The sequence below is a fragment of the Glacieibacterium frigidum genome (assembly GCF_007097155.1).
Classification (GTDB): domain Bacteria; phylum Pseudomonadota; class Alphaproteobacteria; order Sphingomonadales; family Sphingomonadaceae; genus Glacieibacterium; species Glacieibacterium frigidum.
This window is the reverse complement of record NZ_VJWA01000002.1, coordinates 68,806-84,603: the sequence shown is the minus strand read 5'-3', so window position 1 is coordinate 84,603 and position 15,798 is coordinate 68,806. Positions and strand designations below refer to the sequence as shown.

Below are 15,798 nucleotides of genomic sequence, written 5' to 3'. Positions count from 1 at the left end.
CCGTCATATCGGCGTAACAACTGGCGTTTTGGTGCGGCGCGGGCTAGACAGTCAGGGACTGCGGAACGTCCGCGCTACAGGCTAGAAAACCCCCTTGGCAACCACCCCTCCGCCGCCTGCGGCGACCCCCGATATCGAGCCCATCTCGATCGTTTCCGAGATGCGCACGAGTTTCCTCGACTATGCGATGAGCGTCATTGTCGCGCGCGCGCTGCCCGACGTGCGCGACGGCTTGAAGCCCGTGCACCGCCGCATCCTGTGGGGTGCCTATGAAGGCGGCTATGTCTCCGGCAAGCCGTATCGCAAGTCGGCGCGCATCGTCGGCGACGTCATGGGCAAGTACCACCCGCACGGCGACAGCTCGATCTACATGGCGCTGGTCCGCATGGCGCAGGATTGGTCGATGCGGCTGACGCTCGTCGACGGGCAGGGCAATTTCGGGTCGATGGACCCCGACATGCCGGCCGCGATGCGCTATACCGAGGCGCGGCTGGCGAAATCGGCCGACCAGCTCCTCGCGGATATCGACAAGGACACGGTCGACTTCGCGCCCAATTACGACGGGCAAGAGCAGGAGCCGACGGTCCTGCCGGCGCGCTTTCCGAACCTGCTGGTCAACGGCGCGGGCGGCATCGCGGTCGGCATGGCGACCAACATCCCGCCGCACAACCTGGGCGAAGTCATCGATGCGGTGCGCGCCTACATCGACAACCCGGCGATCGATACCGACGGGTTGATGGAGCATATCAAGGGCCCCGACTTCCCGACCGGCGGCTTCCTGGTCGGCACGACGGGGATCCGCGCAGCGTACGAGACCGGGCGCGGCAGCGTCATCATGCGCGCCCGCTGGGCGGTCGAGGAAGGACGCGGCGACCGGCGCTCGCTGGTGCTGACCGAGATTCCGTACCAGCTCGGCAAGAACGGGCTGGTCGAGGCGATCAACCACGCGGTCCGCGACAAGCGCATCGAGGGCGTCAGCGAGACGCGCGACGAGAGCAGCCGCGAAGGCGTGCGCATCGTCATGGACCTGAAGCGCGACGCGACCCACGAGGTCGTGCTGAACCAGGTCTATCGCCACACCGCGGCGCAGTCGTCGTTCGCGATCAACATGCTGGCCATTCGTGGCGGGCGGCCCGAGCTGCTCAACCTGCGCGACGTCATCGCGGCGTTCGTGACCTTCCGCGAGGAGGTCATCACGCGGCGGTCGAAGTTCGAGCTCAACAAGGCACGCGAGCGGGCGCACCTGTTGCTCGGCCTGATGATCGCGGTCGCCAACCTCGACGAAGTTGTCCGGACAATTCGCCAGTCAGCGACGCCGGCCGAGGCGCGCAACGCGCTGCTCGACCGCGACTGGCCGATGGGCGACATCCGGCCGTACCTGGGCATCATCGACAGCGAGCCCGACGACGGCGCCGAGACCTATCGCCTGTCCGATCTGCAGGTCCGCGCCATCCTCGAACTGCGCCTCGCCAAGCTGACCGCGCTGGGCCGCGACGAGATCGCCGACGAGCTAAAGACTCTCGCGGCGTCGATCGAGGACCTGCTCGAGATCCTGCGCGACCGCGCGCGCCTGTACCGCGTCATGGTCGGCGAACTCGACGACCTGCAGCCCTTCGTCACCAAGCGCCGCACCGAACTCGTGACCGCCGGCGACGACATGGACGACGAGGACCTGATCGAACGCGAGGAGATGGTCGTGACCGTCACCCTCGGCGGCTATATCAAGCGCGTACCGCTCGCGACCTACCGCGCGCAGAACCGCGGCGGCAAGGGTCGCGCGGGCATGGCGACCAAGGAAGAGGATACCGTCGCGCAGCTGTTCGTCGCGTCGACGCACGCACCGGTGCTGTTCTTCTCGTCGACCGGCAAGGTCTATCGCGCCAAGGTCTGGCGCATTCCGGAGGGCGGGCCGAACGCCAAGGGCCGTCCGATGATCCATTTGCTGCCCAAGCTGGAGACCGGCGAGACGATCGTCACCGTGCTGCCGCTGCCTGAGGACGAGGACAGCTGGTCGCGTCTGCACGTCATGTTCGCGACCGCGCACGGCTATGTTCGGCGCAACGCGATGGATGCGTTCGCGCGCATCGGCAGCGCCGGCAAGCTGGCGATCCGCTTCGAGGACGGCGATGCCGACCGGCTGATCGCCGTCGCCCTGTGCGACGAGCGCGATGACGTGTTCCTCGCGGCACGCAGCGGCAAGGCGATCCGCTTTGCAGTCGACGACGTGCGCGAGTTCGTCAGCCGCACCTCGACCGGCGTGCGCGGAATGACGCTGGGCGACGGCGACGAGGTGATCTCGATGTCGATCCTCAAGGGCTTTGACGCGACCCCGCAGGAGCGCGAGGACTATCTGAAGGCTGCACCCTGGAAGGGCGAGGGCGAGCGCGTGCTGTCCGAACGCCGCGCCGCGCAGTTCGCCGACGCCGAGGAGTTCATCCTGACGATCACCGCCAACGGCTATGGCAAAAGGTCGAGCGCGTTCGAATATCGCCAGACCGGGCGCGGCGGTCAGGGCATCCGCAACATTGCCGAAAGCGACCGAAATGGCCCCGTACTCGCCAGTTTCCCGGCGACCGATACCGACCAGGTCATGCTGGTGACCGACCAGGGCAAGCTGATCCGCCTGCCGGTCGGGCAGATCCGCATCATGGGGCGTGGCACGCAGGGCGTGACGCTGTTCGACGTCGCCGACGGCGAGCATGTCGTTTCAGCGGCGAAGATCGGCGACAGCGACGAGGATGCGGCCGATGTCGTTCCGGATGCACCCGAAACCGCTTGATATGCGTTATCTTATTGCTTGCTTGGCGTGCGATGCCCGCTAAGGGGCAGGGGCGCGCGAGGACTGCGCATTTTTGACGGAGATTTGAGATGAAGACTGTTCTGACTCTGGCGGCTGTGGCCAGCCTCGGCCTGCTCGCTGCCTGCGGCGAGAAGGCCACGACGACCGACACGACGACGGCCGCTGACGGCACGATGACCACGACCGAGACGACGACCGAGACCGCGCCGAGCACCGAAGCCGCCGCCGACTCGCTCAACGCGCAGGCCGATGCCACCGTCGATGCCGCTGGCCAGAAGGCCGATGCGATGGTCGAGAACGCCGACGCCAAGGCCGACGCGATGAAGACCGATGCGTCGAACGCTGCCGACGCGATGAAGGCCCAGGCCGAAGTCGCCGCCGACAAGCTCGAGGCGAAGGCCGACGCCGTCGACAAGTAAGCTTTTCGAGCTTGCCTGAATGAGGGGGCCGGGCAGCAATGCCCGGCCCTTTTCGCGTCAGCCCCGCGGGGCCTTCAGCGACGCCGCAGGCCGTACGAACAGCCAGCGATCCGGCTCGCTGCCCTCGGCCCGGTAGCGATAGTTCATCCCGGTGAAGTCCTTCATCCCCGCCGGCCGGTCGAGCCGCTCGTCGACGGTAAAGCGCGCCATCGCACCGCGCGCGCGCTTGCCCGCGAAGGTGTTGAAGCGCAGCGCGCCGTCCGCTCCCTCGTCACGAAAGTTGACCGCGATGACGCTGCCCGGCAGGCGATCGGTGGCGACCGCGTCGAAATACTCGACGCTCGCGAGATTGATCAGCGTCGGGTCGTCGTGCCCCGCGAGCTCTTCCGCCAGCGCCTCGGCGATCCGTGTGCCCCAGAAGGCGTAGAGGTCCTTGCGCCGTGCGGTCTTCAGCGCGGTGCCCATCTCCAGCCGGTAGGGCTGCATTACGTCGAGCGGCCGCAGGACGCCGTACAGGCCCGAGAGGATGCGGATATGGTCCTGCGCGAAGGCGATTCCCTCGGCATCGAGCGTCTTGCCCTGCAGCCCTGCGTAGACGTCGCCGTCGAAGGTCAGCAGCGCCGGCCTCGGGCTCGTCTCGCCGAAGTCGCGAAACCGCTCGGCATTCAGCTTCGCCAGCGTCGGCGAGATGTGCATCAGCTTGCCGATCGCGCGCGGCGTCAGCTTCGCCGCGGCTTTCGCCAGGGTCGCGGCATCGGTTGCGAAACGTGGCTCGGTGGTGGCGAGCGGCGGCACGACGCTGGTTTCGTCGAGCGACTTGGCCGGGGACAGGACTGCGATCATCGCCACCGTCTAGTCGCTGGATACGTCACGTTCAAACCGCGTTCAGTCGCAGCACATGATTGACGGGCTTTGCTCTGCGGCTTAGCCCGTGCGGCAAAACTGAGGGAGCTGTACATGACGCGTTTTACGAAGCCGATGATCGCCGCGCTGCTGATGGGCGGCATGACCGCCGTCGCCATGCCGGCGCACGCCGCCAAGAAGGAGGCGGCACCCGTCACGGGGATCGACCAGAAGAACCTGTCGAAGAACGGTCGCGCCGCACTGGTCGTGGCGCAGAAGGCCGAAGCTGCGGGCGATCTGCCCGGTACGCTCGCCGCACTGCGCGCCGCGGAGCAGGCCGGCGGGCTCAACGATACCGACAAGATGTTCATCGCGCAGATGAAGCTCGGGCTGGGCAACAAGATGAAGGACGAGGCGCTGCTGACCGAGGCGCTGACCAGCTCGCTCGACAATCCGTTGCTGCCGGCCGCCGACCGCTCGAAATACACGCGCGTCGTCGCCGACGCCGCGATCAAGCGCCGTGACTATAAGACGGCGGTCGCGATGTACGAGAAGATGATCGTGGCCGAGCCGAACAACCCCGACAACCTGCTCAACCTCGCGCTGATCTACCGCGACCTGAAGCAGACCCCGCAGGCGATCGCGACGCTCAGCAAGGCGATCGACGCACGCAAGGCCGCGGGCACCAAGGCCGAGGAGAGCTGGTACCAGACGCGCCTGCAGCTCGCCTATGACGCCAAGACCCCCGACGTGGGGTCGGCATCGGAGGCGCTGGTAACCGATTATCCGACCGCGACCAACTGGTCGAACGTGCTCAACATCTACCGCGACGCGGTGAATGCCGACGACCAGCTGAACCTCGACACCTTCCGCCTGATGCGCGCGGCCGGTGCGCTGGGCGGCGAGCGTATCTGGCAGGAATATGCATCGACGGCGCTCGAGAAGGGTCTGCCGGGCGAGGCCAAGAAGGTCCTCGACGACGGCATCGCCGCCAAGAAGCTGACCGGCACCAAGCCGATCGAGAAGGAGATCGCCAGCGTCGCGGCGCCCAAGCTCAAGGCCGACCAGGCTTCGCTGCCCGGTCTTGAGAAGGATGCCGCCAAGGCACCCAACGGCAAGACCGCGCTGGGCACCGGCGACGCCTATTACGGCTATGGCAACTACGCCAAGGCCGCCGAGATGTACCGCTTGGCCGTCGGCAAGAGCACGGGTGTCGACCAGGCCACCGCCAATCTGCGTCTCGGCGCGGCGCTCACGATGACGGGCGACAAGGCTGGCGCGACGGCGGCGTTCAACGCGGTCACCGGCACGCCGCGTGCGCAGCTGGGCAAGTACTGGCTCGTCTATCTGGGCCAGAAGGCCTAGTCGGCGGGCGCGAGGCGGCGCGCGACTTCATTCATGAAGCGCGCGTCGTCGCCCGCCGCCAGCCACGACACCTCGGCCGCGACCGCGCCGAGCATATCGGCGAGCGGGTCCATCTCGGCCTTCGCGAAATTGCCGAGAACATGGCCGGTAACGCGATCGCGGTGTCCGGGGTGGCCGATGCCGAGGCGGACCCGGCGATAGTCGACGCCGACGTGCGCGTCGATCGAGCGGATGCCGTTATGGCCCGCCGCACCACCGCCGGTCTTCACCCGCACCTTGTTCGGCGCGAGGTCGAGTTCATCGTAGAAGACGGTCAGGGCGTCGGGCCCGAGCTTGTAGAAGCGCAGCGCCTCGCCGACCGAGCGGCCGCTGTCGTTCATCCAGGTCGCGGGCTTGAGCAGCAGCAGCTTTTCGCCGCCGATCTGCCCTTCGGCGACCAGCCCCTGGAAACGCAGGCGCCATTTGTCGAAGCGGTGCATTTCGGCGATCGTATCGACCGCCATGAAGCCGATGTTGTGACGGTGGAGGGCGTAGCTTGCCCCCGGATTGCCGAGGCCGGCGAAGATCTGCATCGCCGGCCCCGGGAATGCCGTTACTCGGACTTGGCTTCGGCCTCGGCAGCCGACTCGGCGGCGGCAGCCGCAGCGGTCTCTTCGTCGGCGGCGGCGTCCGCGCTCTGCAGCGCCGACGGGGCGACGACTGTCGCGATGGTGAAATCGCGATCGGTGATCACCGGCGTCACCTTCTCGGGCAGCGTGATTGCCGAGATGTGGATCGAATCGCCGATGTCGAGGCCGGCCAGCGAGAAGTTCAGCTGATCGGGGATCGCATCCGACGGGCAGTTGAGCTCAACTTCGTGACGCACGATGTTGAGCGTACCGCCGCGCTTCATGCCCGGCGACTGGTCCTCGTCGGTGAAGTGCACGGGCACCTGCACGGCGATGGTGCCGCCGATGGCAAGGCGCAGGAAGTCGACATGGATCGGCCGGTCGCTGACGACGTGGAACTGCACGTCACGCGGCAGCGTGCGGTGCGTTGCGCCGTCGAGCTCGAGCTCGACCACCGAATTCATGAAATGGCCGGTGTGAAGAAGCTTGGTCAGCTCCTTCTCGGGGACGTGGATCGTCACCGGGGCCTGCTTGTCGCCGTAGATCACGGCGGGTACGCGTCCGGTCAGTCGCACGGCACGAGAGGCTCCCTTGCCTGCCCGTTCGCGCAACCCGGCAGCGAGTTTCATCGCTTCGCTCATGGGATGCTCCTAAAGTTGACCACCGCGCGCCTCCAGGGATGCGGGCGCGGGGAGGGCGGCCTATAGGGGGATGTGCCGCCGATGGCAAGCCAGGCTTGAAACGGCCTGACGTGCACCTCATCATCACACGATAGGGAGACCGGCCATGCGGACCGCGCGCGTGCCGCGGACCTGATTGTTCCGGCAAGATCGATTCGACCCCGCCAAAGTTTTTCTCGCCGAACTCCCACTGCACTGATGGGGTAAAAGCATCCTGCAAGCGGCCAGCAGCGTCTCCCCCCGCTTGACGAGACTGGGCGGGGGCCTGCGCGGCCCCTGCCCGCCTTTTCTCGCGAAGGTGCCGACGATGTCCGACCATCCGCGCGTCCTCGTCATCCCCGGCTACAACGGGTCGGGACCCGACCACTGGCAGACGCATTGGGAATGGGCGCGCGATGACTGCACCCGCGTCGTCCAGCACAGCTGGCACGACCCCGAACCCGGTGCGTGGGTGGGGGCCATCGCAGCCGCGGTCGAGGCAGCGGCGGGGACCGTCGTCATCGCGGCGCACAGCCTCGGCTGCATCGCCGTCGCACACTGGGCGGCGGTGGCGGATACGACGCGCGTCGCGGGCGCGCTGCTGGTCGCGCCATGCGACGTCGAGCGGGTCGGCGTGCCCGAGGCGCTGGCGCGCTTCGCTCCCATTCCGCGCACCGCACTGCCGTTTCGCAGCGTTGTCGTGGCGAGCAGCAACGACCCCTATGCGACGCCCGCCCGCTCGCGCTGCTTAGCCGAGCAATGGGGCGCGAGCCTCGTGGAGGCGGGCGCGCTGGGCCATATCAATGCCGCGTCGCAGCTCGGTGCATGGCCGTTCGGCCAGGCCCTGCTCGACGACCTGATCGCCGCCGGGCCGGATCCGCGCTTTGCTCGTGCCGCCGCGTTGCGCGACGCGGCGCCCTGGCCGTGCAGCGGGGTCAGCGCAGCCGTTCGGCCGTGATGCCCTGCGCCGCGAGCTTTGCCTGCACCGAGTCGGTCCCCGCGAGGTGCGCCGCACCGACTGCGACGAACACCTTGCCCGGCTGCGCCAGCCGCGCCGCGATCCACGTCGCCCAGCGCGCGTTCCGATCGACGAGCAGCACCTGCGCGAGACGCGGCGTGGCGCGCAGCGAGTCGCGGAAGCCGTCGGCGATGACCTGCGTGTTGCCGCTGGTCCAGGAGGCGATCAGGCGGTTGGTGTCGGCCGCCGCGGTCGCGGTGTCGGCGACGGTCGCATCGAGCAGCGCGCGCTGGTCGGTCTCCGGCAGCGTGTCGAAATAGCCGAGCTGCTCTGCCGGGGTCTCGAGCCCCGTCACCGGCTTGCGTGCCGCCCGCACCCGCGCGGTCAGCACCGCCTCGACGCCGTTGGTTTCGTCCAGCCCGAGCTTGGCGAGCACGGCATCGCCCAGCGTTACCGCCGCGAGCCAGGTCTCCATCCCGTCGAGCGCTGCGGGCTGCAGCCGCGTATCGCGCAGCACCGCCGCGAGCGGAGCCTGCAGGCGCGGCGCGATGCGCTTGGCGAGCGGCGGCAGCTTGGGCGAATAGCCGAGCGTCGTCACCAGCGTGCCGATCGCGTCGCGGTCCTCGGGGATCACCGTCTCGAGAACAAGAGTGTCGGCGGCATCGACGCGCGCCGCGATGCGCGGGGTCAGCCAGTCGATCCCGGTCGGCAGCTCGTGCAGCGTGCCGAACAGCGTGATCTCGGTATCGGCGTCGCGCACCACCCAGATCGCGGGTTCGGCGGCGACGGGGGAGGCGGCGAGGAGCAGGGCAAGCGCGACGATTCTCATCGCCGCCATCTAGGGACTACGCGTCAGGCGAACCAGCCCTGCGCCGCCAGCTCGGGTCGTGCCCCGCGGCTGACCGGCACCGCGAGGCCGCCCGCCAGCGTCAGCGTCGTCCGCCCGCCGCCGCTGTCGACGCTTACGACGGCGTCGCGCGCGACCCACCACGACCGGTGCGTGCGGGCGCCGGCCAGCCCGTCGAGCTCGGCGATCGCATCGACCATGCGCAGCAGCACGAGGTCCGACCCCGCATCGGTATGGACGCGGAGATAATGGTCCTCGGCTTCGATCGCGAGCAGCCGGGCGTGGCGGAGGCGCAGCGGCAGGCGGTCGAGGAAGCGCGGCGGCGGGGGCGGCGCTTCGGCCTGGGCGCTGGGCAGCGGCACCACCGGGGGCGTCGTCGTGTAGTTGAGCGCCGTGATCAGCCCGCTGATCAACAAGACGGTCAGGAACGCCCCCGCCATGCCCGCCGGTGACGGAAAGCCGCCGCCGAACGCCAGATGGTTGGCGACGATCACGATCGTCGTCAGCGGCAGCGCGATGACGAGTGCGATCAGCGCCCCCTCGACCAGCGGCCACGCCTGCAGCCGGCCCCAGTTGCGCATCCCGACCGACACGCCGTGGCCGAGCGCCGCGCCGCTCCACATCACCGCCAGCCAATAGGCGAGGCGCGGCAGCAGCGGCACCTGGCCCGACCCCAGCGCGCCGATCAGCGCCATGAAGCCGCCTGCGACGGTGGCGATGACCAAGCCGCGCCGCGCGCTCGGCCGGCCCCGTGCAACTGGCGAAGCGCCAACTGCATCGCCCGTCACTTCACGCAGCGAACCGGCCATTCCACGCATCCCCCGGCGACGGCCAAGCTTTGCCCGGCGACAAGGAGGTCGGCAACCCAGCCACACCGTCACAGGAGCTTCGTCCCATGTTTCGCCTGCTCGCCGCCGCCGCCATCCTTGCCTGCGCCGCCCCCGCCGCCGCCGCGCCGCTGACCTTCGCGTTCACGGGGATCGAGACGCCAAAGGGTGCGATCCTGATGTCGGTGTACGACAGCGAGGAAGCGTTCGACCGCGGCGGCAAGCCCCTGGTCAGCCAGATGGTGGCGGTCGCCGGCACTTCGGTCGAGATCGTCGCCGACCTGCCGCCGGGCCGCTATGCGGTGAAGGCGTTCCACGACATCGACGGCGACGGCAAGATGGGGACCAACCCGTTCGGCATCCCGCTCGAGCCCTTTGCCTTCTCTAACGACGCGGTCGGCGACATGGGGCCTGCCAAATGGACGGCGGCGGCGTTCGACTTCGACGCCGCGACCCCGCGTCACGCGATCAAGATCCGCTAGGAGCGCGCACCATGCTCAACCGCCGCACCTTCCTGTCGCACGCCGGGCTCGCCACCGCGGCGCTCGCCATCCCAGAGGCGCTGCGTGCCGGCAGCGGCCCCGCCGACTGGCGCCTCGCGCTCGCCGATGTGCCCGGCGACATCGCGACCCGCCGCCTGCGCCGGGTACATGGGCGCGCCCCCGCCGCGCTGAAGGGCACGCTGTACCGCAACGGCCCGGCGCGCTTCCGCCGCGGCGGAAGCGCGAGCGGCCACTGGTTCGACGGCGACGGCATGATCCGCGCGTGGGAGATCGACGACGGCGATGCGCGGCTGGCCGCGCGCTTCGTCGACACCCCCAAGCGGCGGCTGGAGGAGGCGCGCGGCGCGATGGTCGTCCCCGGCTTCGGCACGCCCGCGGGACCCGACGTACCGGTGAGCAGTTCGGACGACACCAACGCCGCCAATACCAGCGTCATGATGGCGGGCGGCAAGCTCCTCGCGCTGTGGGAGGCGGGGTCGGCGACCGAGGTCGATCCGCGCACCCTCGCGACGCTCGGCCAGAAGAGCTTCAGCCCCGAGCTGAAGCACATGCCCTTTCTCGCGCATCCGCGCATTGAACCCGACGGGCGGATCTGGAACCTCGGCCTGTCGGGGCGTTCGGCGCTGGTCTGGCGGCTGTCGGCGAGCGGCGCGCTGGAGGCGTCGCAGATCGTGCCGCTGCCGCGTGCCAGCTACATGCACGATTTCACGGCGACCGCGCGGCATCTGGTGATCGTCCTGCAACCCTGGCTGCAGGACCGCATGGGCCTGCCGTACGTCGACAGCCTGACGTGGCGGCCCGAGCGCGGCACGCAGGTCATGGTGATCGACAAGGCCGACCTGACGCGCAGCCGCATCTTCGAGCTGCCGGCCTTCGCCTTCTTCCATCTCGGCGATGCGTGGGAGGAGGCCGACGGCACGATCCGCTTCGACGGGTGTCTGGAGGCCGATCCGTCGTTCGGCAGCACGGCGGCGCGCGCCATGGTCGCGGGCGTGCATATCGACACGCCGCACCCGGCGCTGACGATGATCGCGCTCCACCCCGGCGGCCGTGCGACGCTGACATCGTCGGGTATCATGGCCGAGTTTCCGCGCTGCGACCCGCGCCAGGCCGGGCTGCCGCGGACCCGCACCGTACATGTCGGCGGCTACATCAAGGGCGCGCCGTTCGCGCATGCCGTCGGCGTGTGGGACTGGGCGAAGGAGCGCGACGACGCTTACGACTTCGGCGCGCGCCAGCTCGTCGAGGAGTTCGTGCCGCACGACCGCTGGCTGGTCGGCACGACGATCAACCTCGACGCCCGCGCCACCGAGCTGCACGTCCTCGACGCTGCGAACGTCGCGCGTGGACCGCTGGTGACGTGGCGTGCCAATGTCGCGCTGCCCTATGGCTTCCACGGCAACTTCGTGAGCGCCTAGGCCCAGTAGCGATCCTTCAGCAGCCGCTTGTACAGCTTGCCCGTGTCGTGGCGCGGCAGCTCGTCCATGAAATCGACCGAGGTCGGGCACTTGATGTGGCTCAACCGCGCGCGGGCGAAGGCGATCAGCTCGGCCTCGAGCTCAGGCCCGGCGGCGGCGGGGTCGCGCGGCTGCACCACCGCTTTGACCGTCTCGCCAAGCTCCTCGTGCGGCACGCCGAACACCGCGACGTCGGCGACCGCGGGGTGCATAGTCAGGACGTTCTCGGCCTCCTGCGGATAGACGTTCACGCCGCCCGAGATGATCATGTAGCTCGCGCGGTCGGTCAGGTAGAGATAGCCGTCGGCATCTACGTGGCCGATATCGCCGAAGGTCGCGCCGTGCGTGCCGGTGACGCTGGCGGTCTTGTCGGGGTCGTTGTGGTAGGTGAAGCCCGGGCCCCCGGCGAAGTAGATGCGGCCGGTCTCGCCTGGTCCGAGCACGCGGTCGTCGTCGCCCAGCACGCGGATCTCGCCGAGCAGCGACTTGCCCACCGACCCCGGGTGGGCGCGCCATTCCTGCGGGCTGATCGCGGTGAAGCCTGCGCCCTCGGTCGCCGAGTAGTATTCGAAGACTACGTCGCCCCACCAGTCGAGCATCGCGTGCTTGACGTCGACGGGGCAGGGCGCGGCGGCGTGGATCGCGCAGGCGAGGCTCGACACGTCGTATCTTGTCCGGACAGCTTCCGGAAGCTTGAGCATTTTCACAAACATCGTCGGCACCAGCTGGCTGTGCGTGGCGCGGTGCCGTTCGACTAGCGCCAGATAATGTTCGGGGTCGAACTTCTCCATGACGATCACCTCGCCGCCGAAGCGGTGGACGCTCATCGTGTAGCGTAGCGGCGCGGCGTGATAGAGCGGCGCGGGGCTGAGATAGATCATGCCGGCCTTGAACTCGTAAAGCGCGCCGACCAGTCCGAGCAGCGCGTCGGGCCCGTCGATCGGCCCCTCGGGCAGCGGCCCGCGCACGCCCTTGGACCGCCCGGTCGTGCCGCTCGAGTACAGCATGTCGCGACCCGGCGATTCGTCGGCGATGCGCGTCGTCGGCTGGGCGGCGAGGGCGGCCTCGAAGGATGTCCAGCCGGGGATGTCGCCGCCGACCGCGTACTGTCCCCCGGTGGCCGGCAGCGCGGCAGCGAGGCCGGCGAAGCGCGCGCCGGCGAACACCGCCTTGGCGCCCGAGTCCGCGACGATGTACGCCGCCTCCTCGGCCCCCAGCTTGGTCGACATCGCGACATAGACTAGGCCACTGCGCTGGGCGCCCCAGCAGATCGCGAAGAAGTCGGGGCAGTTGTCGAGCCACAGGACGATCGTGTCGCCGCGCCTCAGACCCTGCGCACGCAGCATGTGCGCGACCTGATTGGAGCGCGCCTCGAGGGCCGCGTAAGTCATCGTCTCGCCGCTGCCCGCCATGCGGATGGCGATCGCCTCGGGCTGGCTCGCGGCGTGGATCGACGGATGCATCGGACGGTCTCCCCATTTTTGCAGCCACGCTAGCACGGCCGTGCGCTCGCGCGTAAGCGTCGCGGATGGCTCATATCTTCAAGCTGCTGCGTGCCGTCGAGTGGGCGGCGTTCGAGGCGTCGGGTGAGTTCGCCGGGTCGCCGGACGACCTGCGCGACGGCTATATCCACATGTCGACTGCGGATCAGGTCGAGGGCACTTTCGTCAAGTATTTCGCCGGCGAGGCGGGGGTCGTGCGCGTGGCTCTTGACCCGCAAGCGCTAGGCGAGGCGCTGCGCTGGGAGCCGTCGCGCGGCGGCGCGCTGTTCCCGCACCTGTACCGCGCGCTGAGGCTGGACGAGGTGGTGGCCGCTACGCCGCTTTGAGCTGCGCCGCCTTGGCGGCCGCAAACCCCGGCCGCGCCTGGAGCCGTGCCCAATACGTCCGCAGCCCCTCCGACAGCCGGTCGTGCAGCCCCAGCGTCTCAGCGAGCATCAGCGCATAGCCGACCGAGATGTCGGCTGCGGTGAACCGCCTCGCGCACAGCCACTCGCGGTCCGCCAGCGCGGCGTCCGCCAGCAGCGTCCGCTTGGCGAACCAGTGCGCATAGTCGTCGGCGGCGACCTGCAGGCCCTTCTTGGGCTCGAACACCCGGTAGCGCAGCACGATCGTCTGCGGGAAGGTCAGCGTCGCCTCGCCGTGGTGCAGCCAGTTGAGCCACGCGCCATAGTCTGGCTCCTCCACTCCCACCGCCAGCGGCGACGGACCGTACTTCGTGCACAGGTACTGCGCGATCGCCGCCGACTCGGTCAGCCGCGCGTCGCCGTCAACGAGCAGCGGGATCGTCCCCAGCGGATTCTCCGCCAGAAACTCGGGCGCCAGGAAGCGCGGCGGGAAGGGGAGCAGCGCGAGGTCGTACGCCAGCCCCATCTCCTCGAGCGTCCACAGCGCACGGAACGAGCGGGCATCGGCGCAATGATACAGCTTCATTCATTGACGCTTCACCCATCGAGCACCATTTCGCAAGGACTGACGAGCGGAGGTGGAACGAGTGTCGATGCGCGCGCGGGCGAAGGCTTGGGCTATCGGAGCGGGCGGGCTGGCGGCCGGCGTCGCGCTGGCGTTCGGCATCAACGCCGGGACCGGGCAGGGCAGCGTCGATGCCCAGACCCTGCCCGCCGAGACCCGCGTCGTGCCGATCAACCAGGGCCAGCTGCTGCTCAGCTACAGCGCGGTGGTGAAGCGCGCCGCGCCGGCGGTGGTCAACGTCTATTCGGCGCGGGTCAACCGCAGCCGCCCGGTCAACCCCTTCTACCAGCAGTTCTTCGGCGGCGGCCCGCAGGCCCCGCGCGTCGAGCAGTCGCTGGGCTCGGGCGTCATCGTCGGCCCCGACGGGCTGATCGTCACCAACAACCACGTCGTTGCCGGCGCCGACCAGATCCTCGTCGCACTCGCCGACCGGCGCGAGTTCGCGGCAAAGCTGGTGTTCGCCGACGCACGGCTCGATCTCGCGCTGCTCCAGATCGACACCAAAGGCGTGCGACTGCCGACAGTGCCGCTCGGCGACAGCGACCGGGCCGAGGTCGGCGATGTCGTGCTGGCGATCGGCGATCCCTTCGGCGTCGGGCAGACGGTGACCCACGGCATCGTGTCCGCCACCGCGCGTACCGGCCAGGGCGTGTCGAACAGCCAGTATTTCCTGCAGACCGACGCGGCGATCAATCCGGGCAATTCGGGCGGCGCGCTGCTCGACATGCAGGGCCGCCTGCTCGGCATCAACACCGCGATCGCGTCGCCGTCGGGCGGCTCGACGGGCGTCGGCTTCGCGATCCCCGCGAACATGGTGCGGGTCTTCGTGGGTGCTGCGAAGAACGGCAAGATGGTCACTGGCTGGATCGGCGCCGAGGGCGAGGCGCTGACCACCGCGTCGGCCGCGCAGATCGGCCTCGACCGCCCCGGCGGCGTTCTGGTCACTGAGGTCAGCCCGGGGTCGCCATCGGCGGCGGCGGGCATCAAGCCCGGCGACATCATCGTCGCGGTCGACGGCAAGGAAGTCGTCGACCCCGGCCAGCTGCGCTACCGCATCGCCGTCCAAGGCGTCGGCAAGGCGGTCGACGTCGACGTGCTCCGCGCCGGCGAGCGGCGGACCTTCGCGATGACGCTCGCCTCGCCGCCCGAAAACCCGCCGCGCGCGCTGACGCGGATCAGCGGCGACAATCTGCTGACTGGCGTCACCGTCGCCAACCTGTCGCCCGCCTTCGCGCAGGAGATCGGCGCGGGCCTCCCCGAAAAGGGCGTCGTGGTGTTCGAGATCGCCGGCACCGCGCCCGCCGCGCGCTTCGGCTTCCTGAAGCCCGGCGACCTGATCGAGGCGGTCAACGGCCAACCGGTTCGCACCGCCGCTGACGTCGCCCGCGCCACGCAGACCGGCGTGCCGAGCGTGCGCTTCAACCGCGGCGGCCAGCGCGCGATCTGCGGCGTGACGGGGGGTCAGCTGGCCTGCCAGAGCTGAAAGGCCGCCGGGTCAGGTTCGCCCGAGCGTGTCCAGCGGCCCTGAATCGAGGTGCGCCACGATGCGCGTCAGGGCAGCGATGTTGTTCTGGTCCTCGGCGCTGTCGAGCGCGTCCAGCAGCACCGCGCGGATGTCGTCGGGTCCGACCCGCTCCATCTCCCAGTTCGGATACAGACGCTCGCGCTGTTCCACGTTCCGGTCGAGGGTGACGATGTCGTAGTGGCGCGGATCGCCGTGAAGGCTCGCGATCAGCTTCTTCACCTCGGCGGGCGGCCCCTCGATCCACTGAAAGAACACGCCGCTTCCGAACACCAGCACGCCGGTGATCTCGCACTTGGCGTTGCGGCGCTGGGACCATTCGATGATGCGGTCGACCTCGACGTCGTCGACACCTTCGGCGGCGCGACTGCAATAGACGAAGGTATCCAGGATCGGCGCGTCGTCATCCAAGTCAGGGCCGCCTGGAAAACCGGGTTCGTCGAACATGGATTGGCTCGCTTTGTCTACGCCGGGCGGTCGTGCCACGCGGTAGCTTGGCAGCAGGTTAGCGCATCTTTG

General features: G+C 69.1%; 16 protein-coding genes. 8 read left to right on the top strand and 8 right to left on the bottom strand.

Going from position 1 to position 15,798, the window contains the following annotated elements; translation table 11 throughout:
- Window positions 1–94: 94 nt before the first annotated feature.
- Both gyrA and FMM06_RS09890 read left to right on the top strand, forming a co-directional pair.
- The gene (gyrA, locus tag FMM06_RS09895) at window positions 95–2,779 is read left to right on the top strand and encodes a DNA gyrase subunit A (RefSeq protein WP_268900676.1); all 2,685 of its coding nucleotides are present in this window, start codon (window positions 95–97) and stop codon (window positions 2,777–2,779) included.
- An 89-nt stretch (window positions 2,780–2,868) separates the two neighbouring features.
- The gene (locus FMM06_RS09890; protein WP_144237248.1) at window positions 2,869–3,219 is read left to right on the top strand and encodes a hypothetical protein; all 351 of its coding nucleotides are present in this window, start codon (window positions 2,869–2,871) and stop codon (window positions 3,217–3,219) included.
- 57 nt (window positions 3,220–3,276) lie between these two features.
- On the opposite strand, the gene yaaA is transcribed toward FMM06_RS09890, so the two are convergent.
- A complete protein-coding gene (gene yaaA / locus FMM06_RS09885) occupies window positions 3,277–4,062 on the bottom strand; it encodes a peroxide stress protein YaaA (RefSeq protein ID WP_144237247.1) in 786 nt (261 codons plus the stop codon).
- Window positions 4,063–4,176: 114 nt separating this feature from the next.
- On the opposite strand from yaaA, the gene FMM06_RS09880 reads away from it, so the two are divergent.
- Window positions 4,177–5,427, top strand: a complete 1,251-nt coding sequence (locus FMM06_RS09880; protein WP_144237246.1) for a tetratricopeptide repeat protein — start codon at window positions 4,177–4,179, stop codon at window positions 5,425–5,427.
- Here FMM06_RS09880 and pth read toward each other — a convergent pair.
- Together pth and FMM06_RS09870 are read right to left on the bottom strand one after the other, a co-directional pair.
- Window positions 5,424–5,999 carry an aminoacyl-tRNA hydrolase gene (gene pth / locus FMM06_RS09875; RefSeq protein WP_144237245.1) on the bottom strand — a complete coding sequence of 192 codons (576 nt, stop codon included), beginning with the start codon at window positions 5,997–5,999 and terminating at the stop codon, window positions 5,424–5,426. The two genes, FMM06_RS09880 and pth, sit on opposite strands and share 4 nt — an antisense overlap.
- Before the next feature lie 20 nt (window positions 6,000–6,019).
- Window positions 6,020–6,676, bottom strand: a complete 657-nt coding sequence (locus FMM06_RS09870) for a 50S ribosomal protein L25/general stress protein Ctc (protein ID WP_144237244.1) — start codon at window positions 6,674–6,676, stop codon at window positions 6,020–6,022.
- A gap of 346 nt (window positions 6,677–7,022) precedes the next feature.
- On the opposite strand from FMM06_RS09870, the gene FMM06_RS09865 reads away from it, so the two are divergent.
- A complete protein-coding gene (locus FMM06_RS09865) occupies window positions 7,023–7,652 on the top strand; it encodes an RBBP9/YdeN family alpha/beta hydrolase (RefSeq protein WP_144237243.1) in 630 nt (209 codons plus the stop codon).
- Here FMM06_RS09865 and FMM06_RS09860 read toward each other — a convergent pair.
- Window positions 7,630–8,481 carry a TraB/GumN family protein gene (locus FMM06_RS09860; protein ID WP_185965138.1) on the bottom strand — a complete coding sequence of 284 codons (852 nt, stop codon included), beginning with the start codon at window positions 8,479–8,481 and terminating at the stop codon, window positions 7,630–7,632. The two genes, FMM06_RS09865 and FMM06_RS09860, sit on opposite strands and share 23 nt — an antisense overlap.
- A 23-nt stretch (window positions 8,482–8,504) precedes the next feature.
- The gene (locus FMM06_RS09855) at window positions 8,505–9,224 is read right to left on the bottom strand and encodes a LytTR family DNA-binding domain-containing protein (RefSeq protein ID WP_207790278.1); all 720 of its coding nucleotides are present in this window, start codon (window positions 9,222–9,224) and stop codon (window positions 8,505–8,507) included.
- 170 nt (window positions 9,225–9,394) lie between these two features.
- On the opposite strand from FMM06_RS09855, the gene FMM06_RS09850 reads away from it, so the two are divergent.
- Together FMM06_RS09850 and FMM06_RS09845 are read left to right on the top strand one after the other, a co-directional pair.
- On the top strand, window positions 9,395–9,808 hold the full coding sequence (locus FMM06_RS09850; protein ID WP_144237240.1) for a DUF2141 domain-containing protein: 414 nt from the start codon (window positions 9,395–9,397) through the stop codon (window positions 9,806–9,808).
- A gap of 11 nt (window positions 9,809–9,819) precedes the next feature.
- Complete coding sequence (locus FMM06_RS09845; protein WP_144237239.1) at window positions 9,820–11,247, top strand: carotenoid oxygenase family protein; 1,428 nt, start codon at window positions 9,820–9,822, stop codon at window positions 11,245–11,247.
- Here FMM06_RS09845 and FMM06_RS09840 read toward each other — a convergent pair.
- Entirely contained in the window at window positions 11,244–12,749 is a 1,506-nt protein-coding gene (locus FMM06_RS09840; protein WP_144237238.1) for an acyl-CoA synthetase, read from the bottom strand. The genes FMM06_RS09845 and FMM06_RS09840 overlap by 4 nt on opposite strands.
- 65 nt (window positions 12,750–12,814) lie before the next feature.
- Between FMM06_RS09840 and FMM06_RS09835 the strand changes: the two genes are divergently transcribed.
- Window positions 12,815–13,114, top strand: coding sequence for a DUF952 domain-containing protein (locus FMM06_RS09835; RefSeq protein ID WP_144237237.1), 300 nt, complete (start codon window positions 12,815–12,817; stop codon window positions 13,112–13,114).
- On the opposite strand, the gene FMM06_RS09830 is transcribed toward FMM06_RS09835, so the two are convergent.
- Window positions 13,101–13,718 carry a glutathione S-transferase family protein gene (locus tag FMM06_RS09830; RefSeq protein ID WP_144237236.1) on the bottom strand — a complete coding sequence of 206 codons (618 nt, stop codon included), beginning with the start codon at window positions 13,716–13,718 and terminating at the stop codon, window positions 13,101–13,103. The two genes, FMM06_RS09835 and FMM06_RS09830, sit on opposite strands and share 14 nt — an antisense overlap.
- A 67-nt stretch (window positions 13,719–13,785) precedes the next feature.
- Here FMM06_RS09830 and FMM06_RS09825 point away from each other — a divergent pair, with 67 nt between their 5' ends.
- Entirely contained in the window at window positions 13,786–15,240 is a 1,455-nt protein-coding gene (locus tag FMM06_RS09825; protein ID WP_144237235.1) for a Do family serine endopeptidase, read from the top strand.
- Between the two features lie 12 nt (window positions 15,241–15,252).
- Here the strand turns inward: FMM06_RS09825 and FMM06_RS09820 are convergent, their stop codons facing one another.
- Window positions 15,253–15,726: a BLUF domain-containing protein gene (locus FMM06_RS09820; RefSeq protein WP_144237234.1), complete on the bottom strand. Its 474-nt coding sequence runs from the start codon at window positions 15,724–15,726 to the stop codon at window positions 15,253–15,255.
- Window positions 15,727–15,798: the final 72 nt, after the last annotated feature.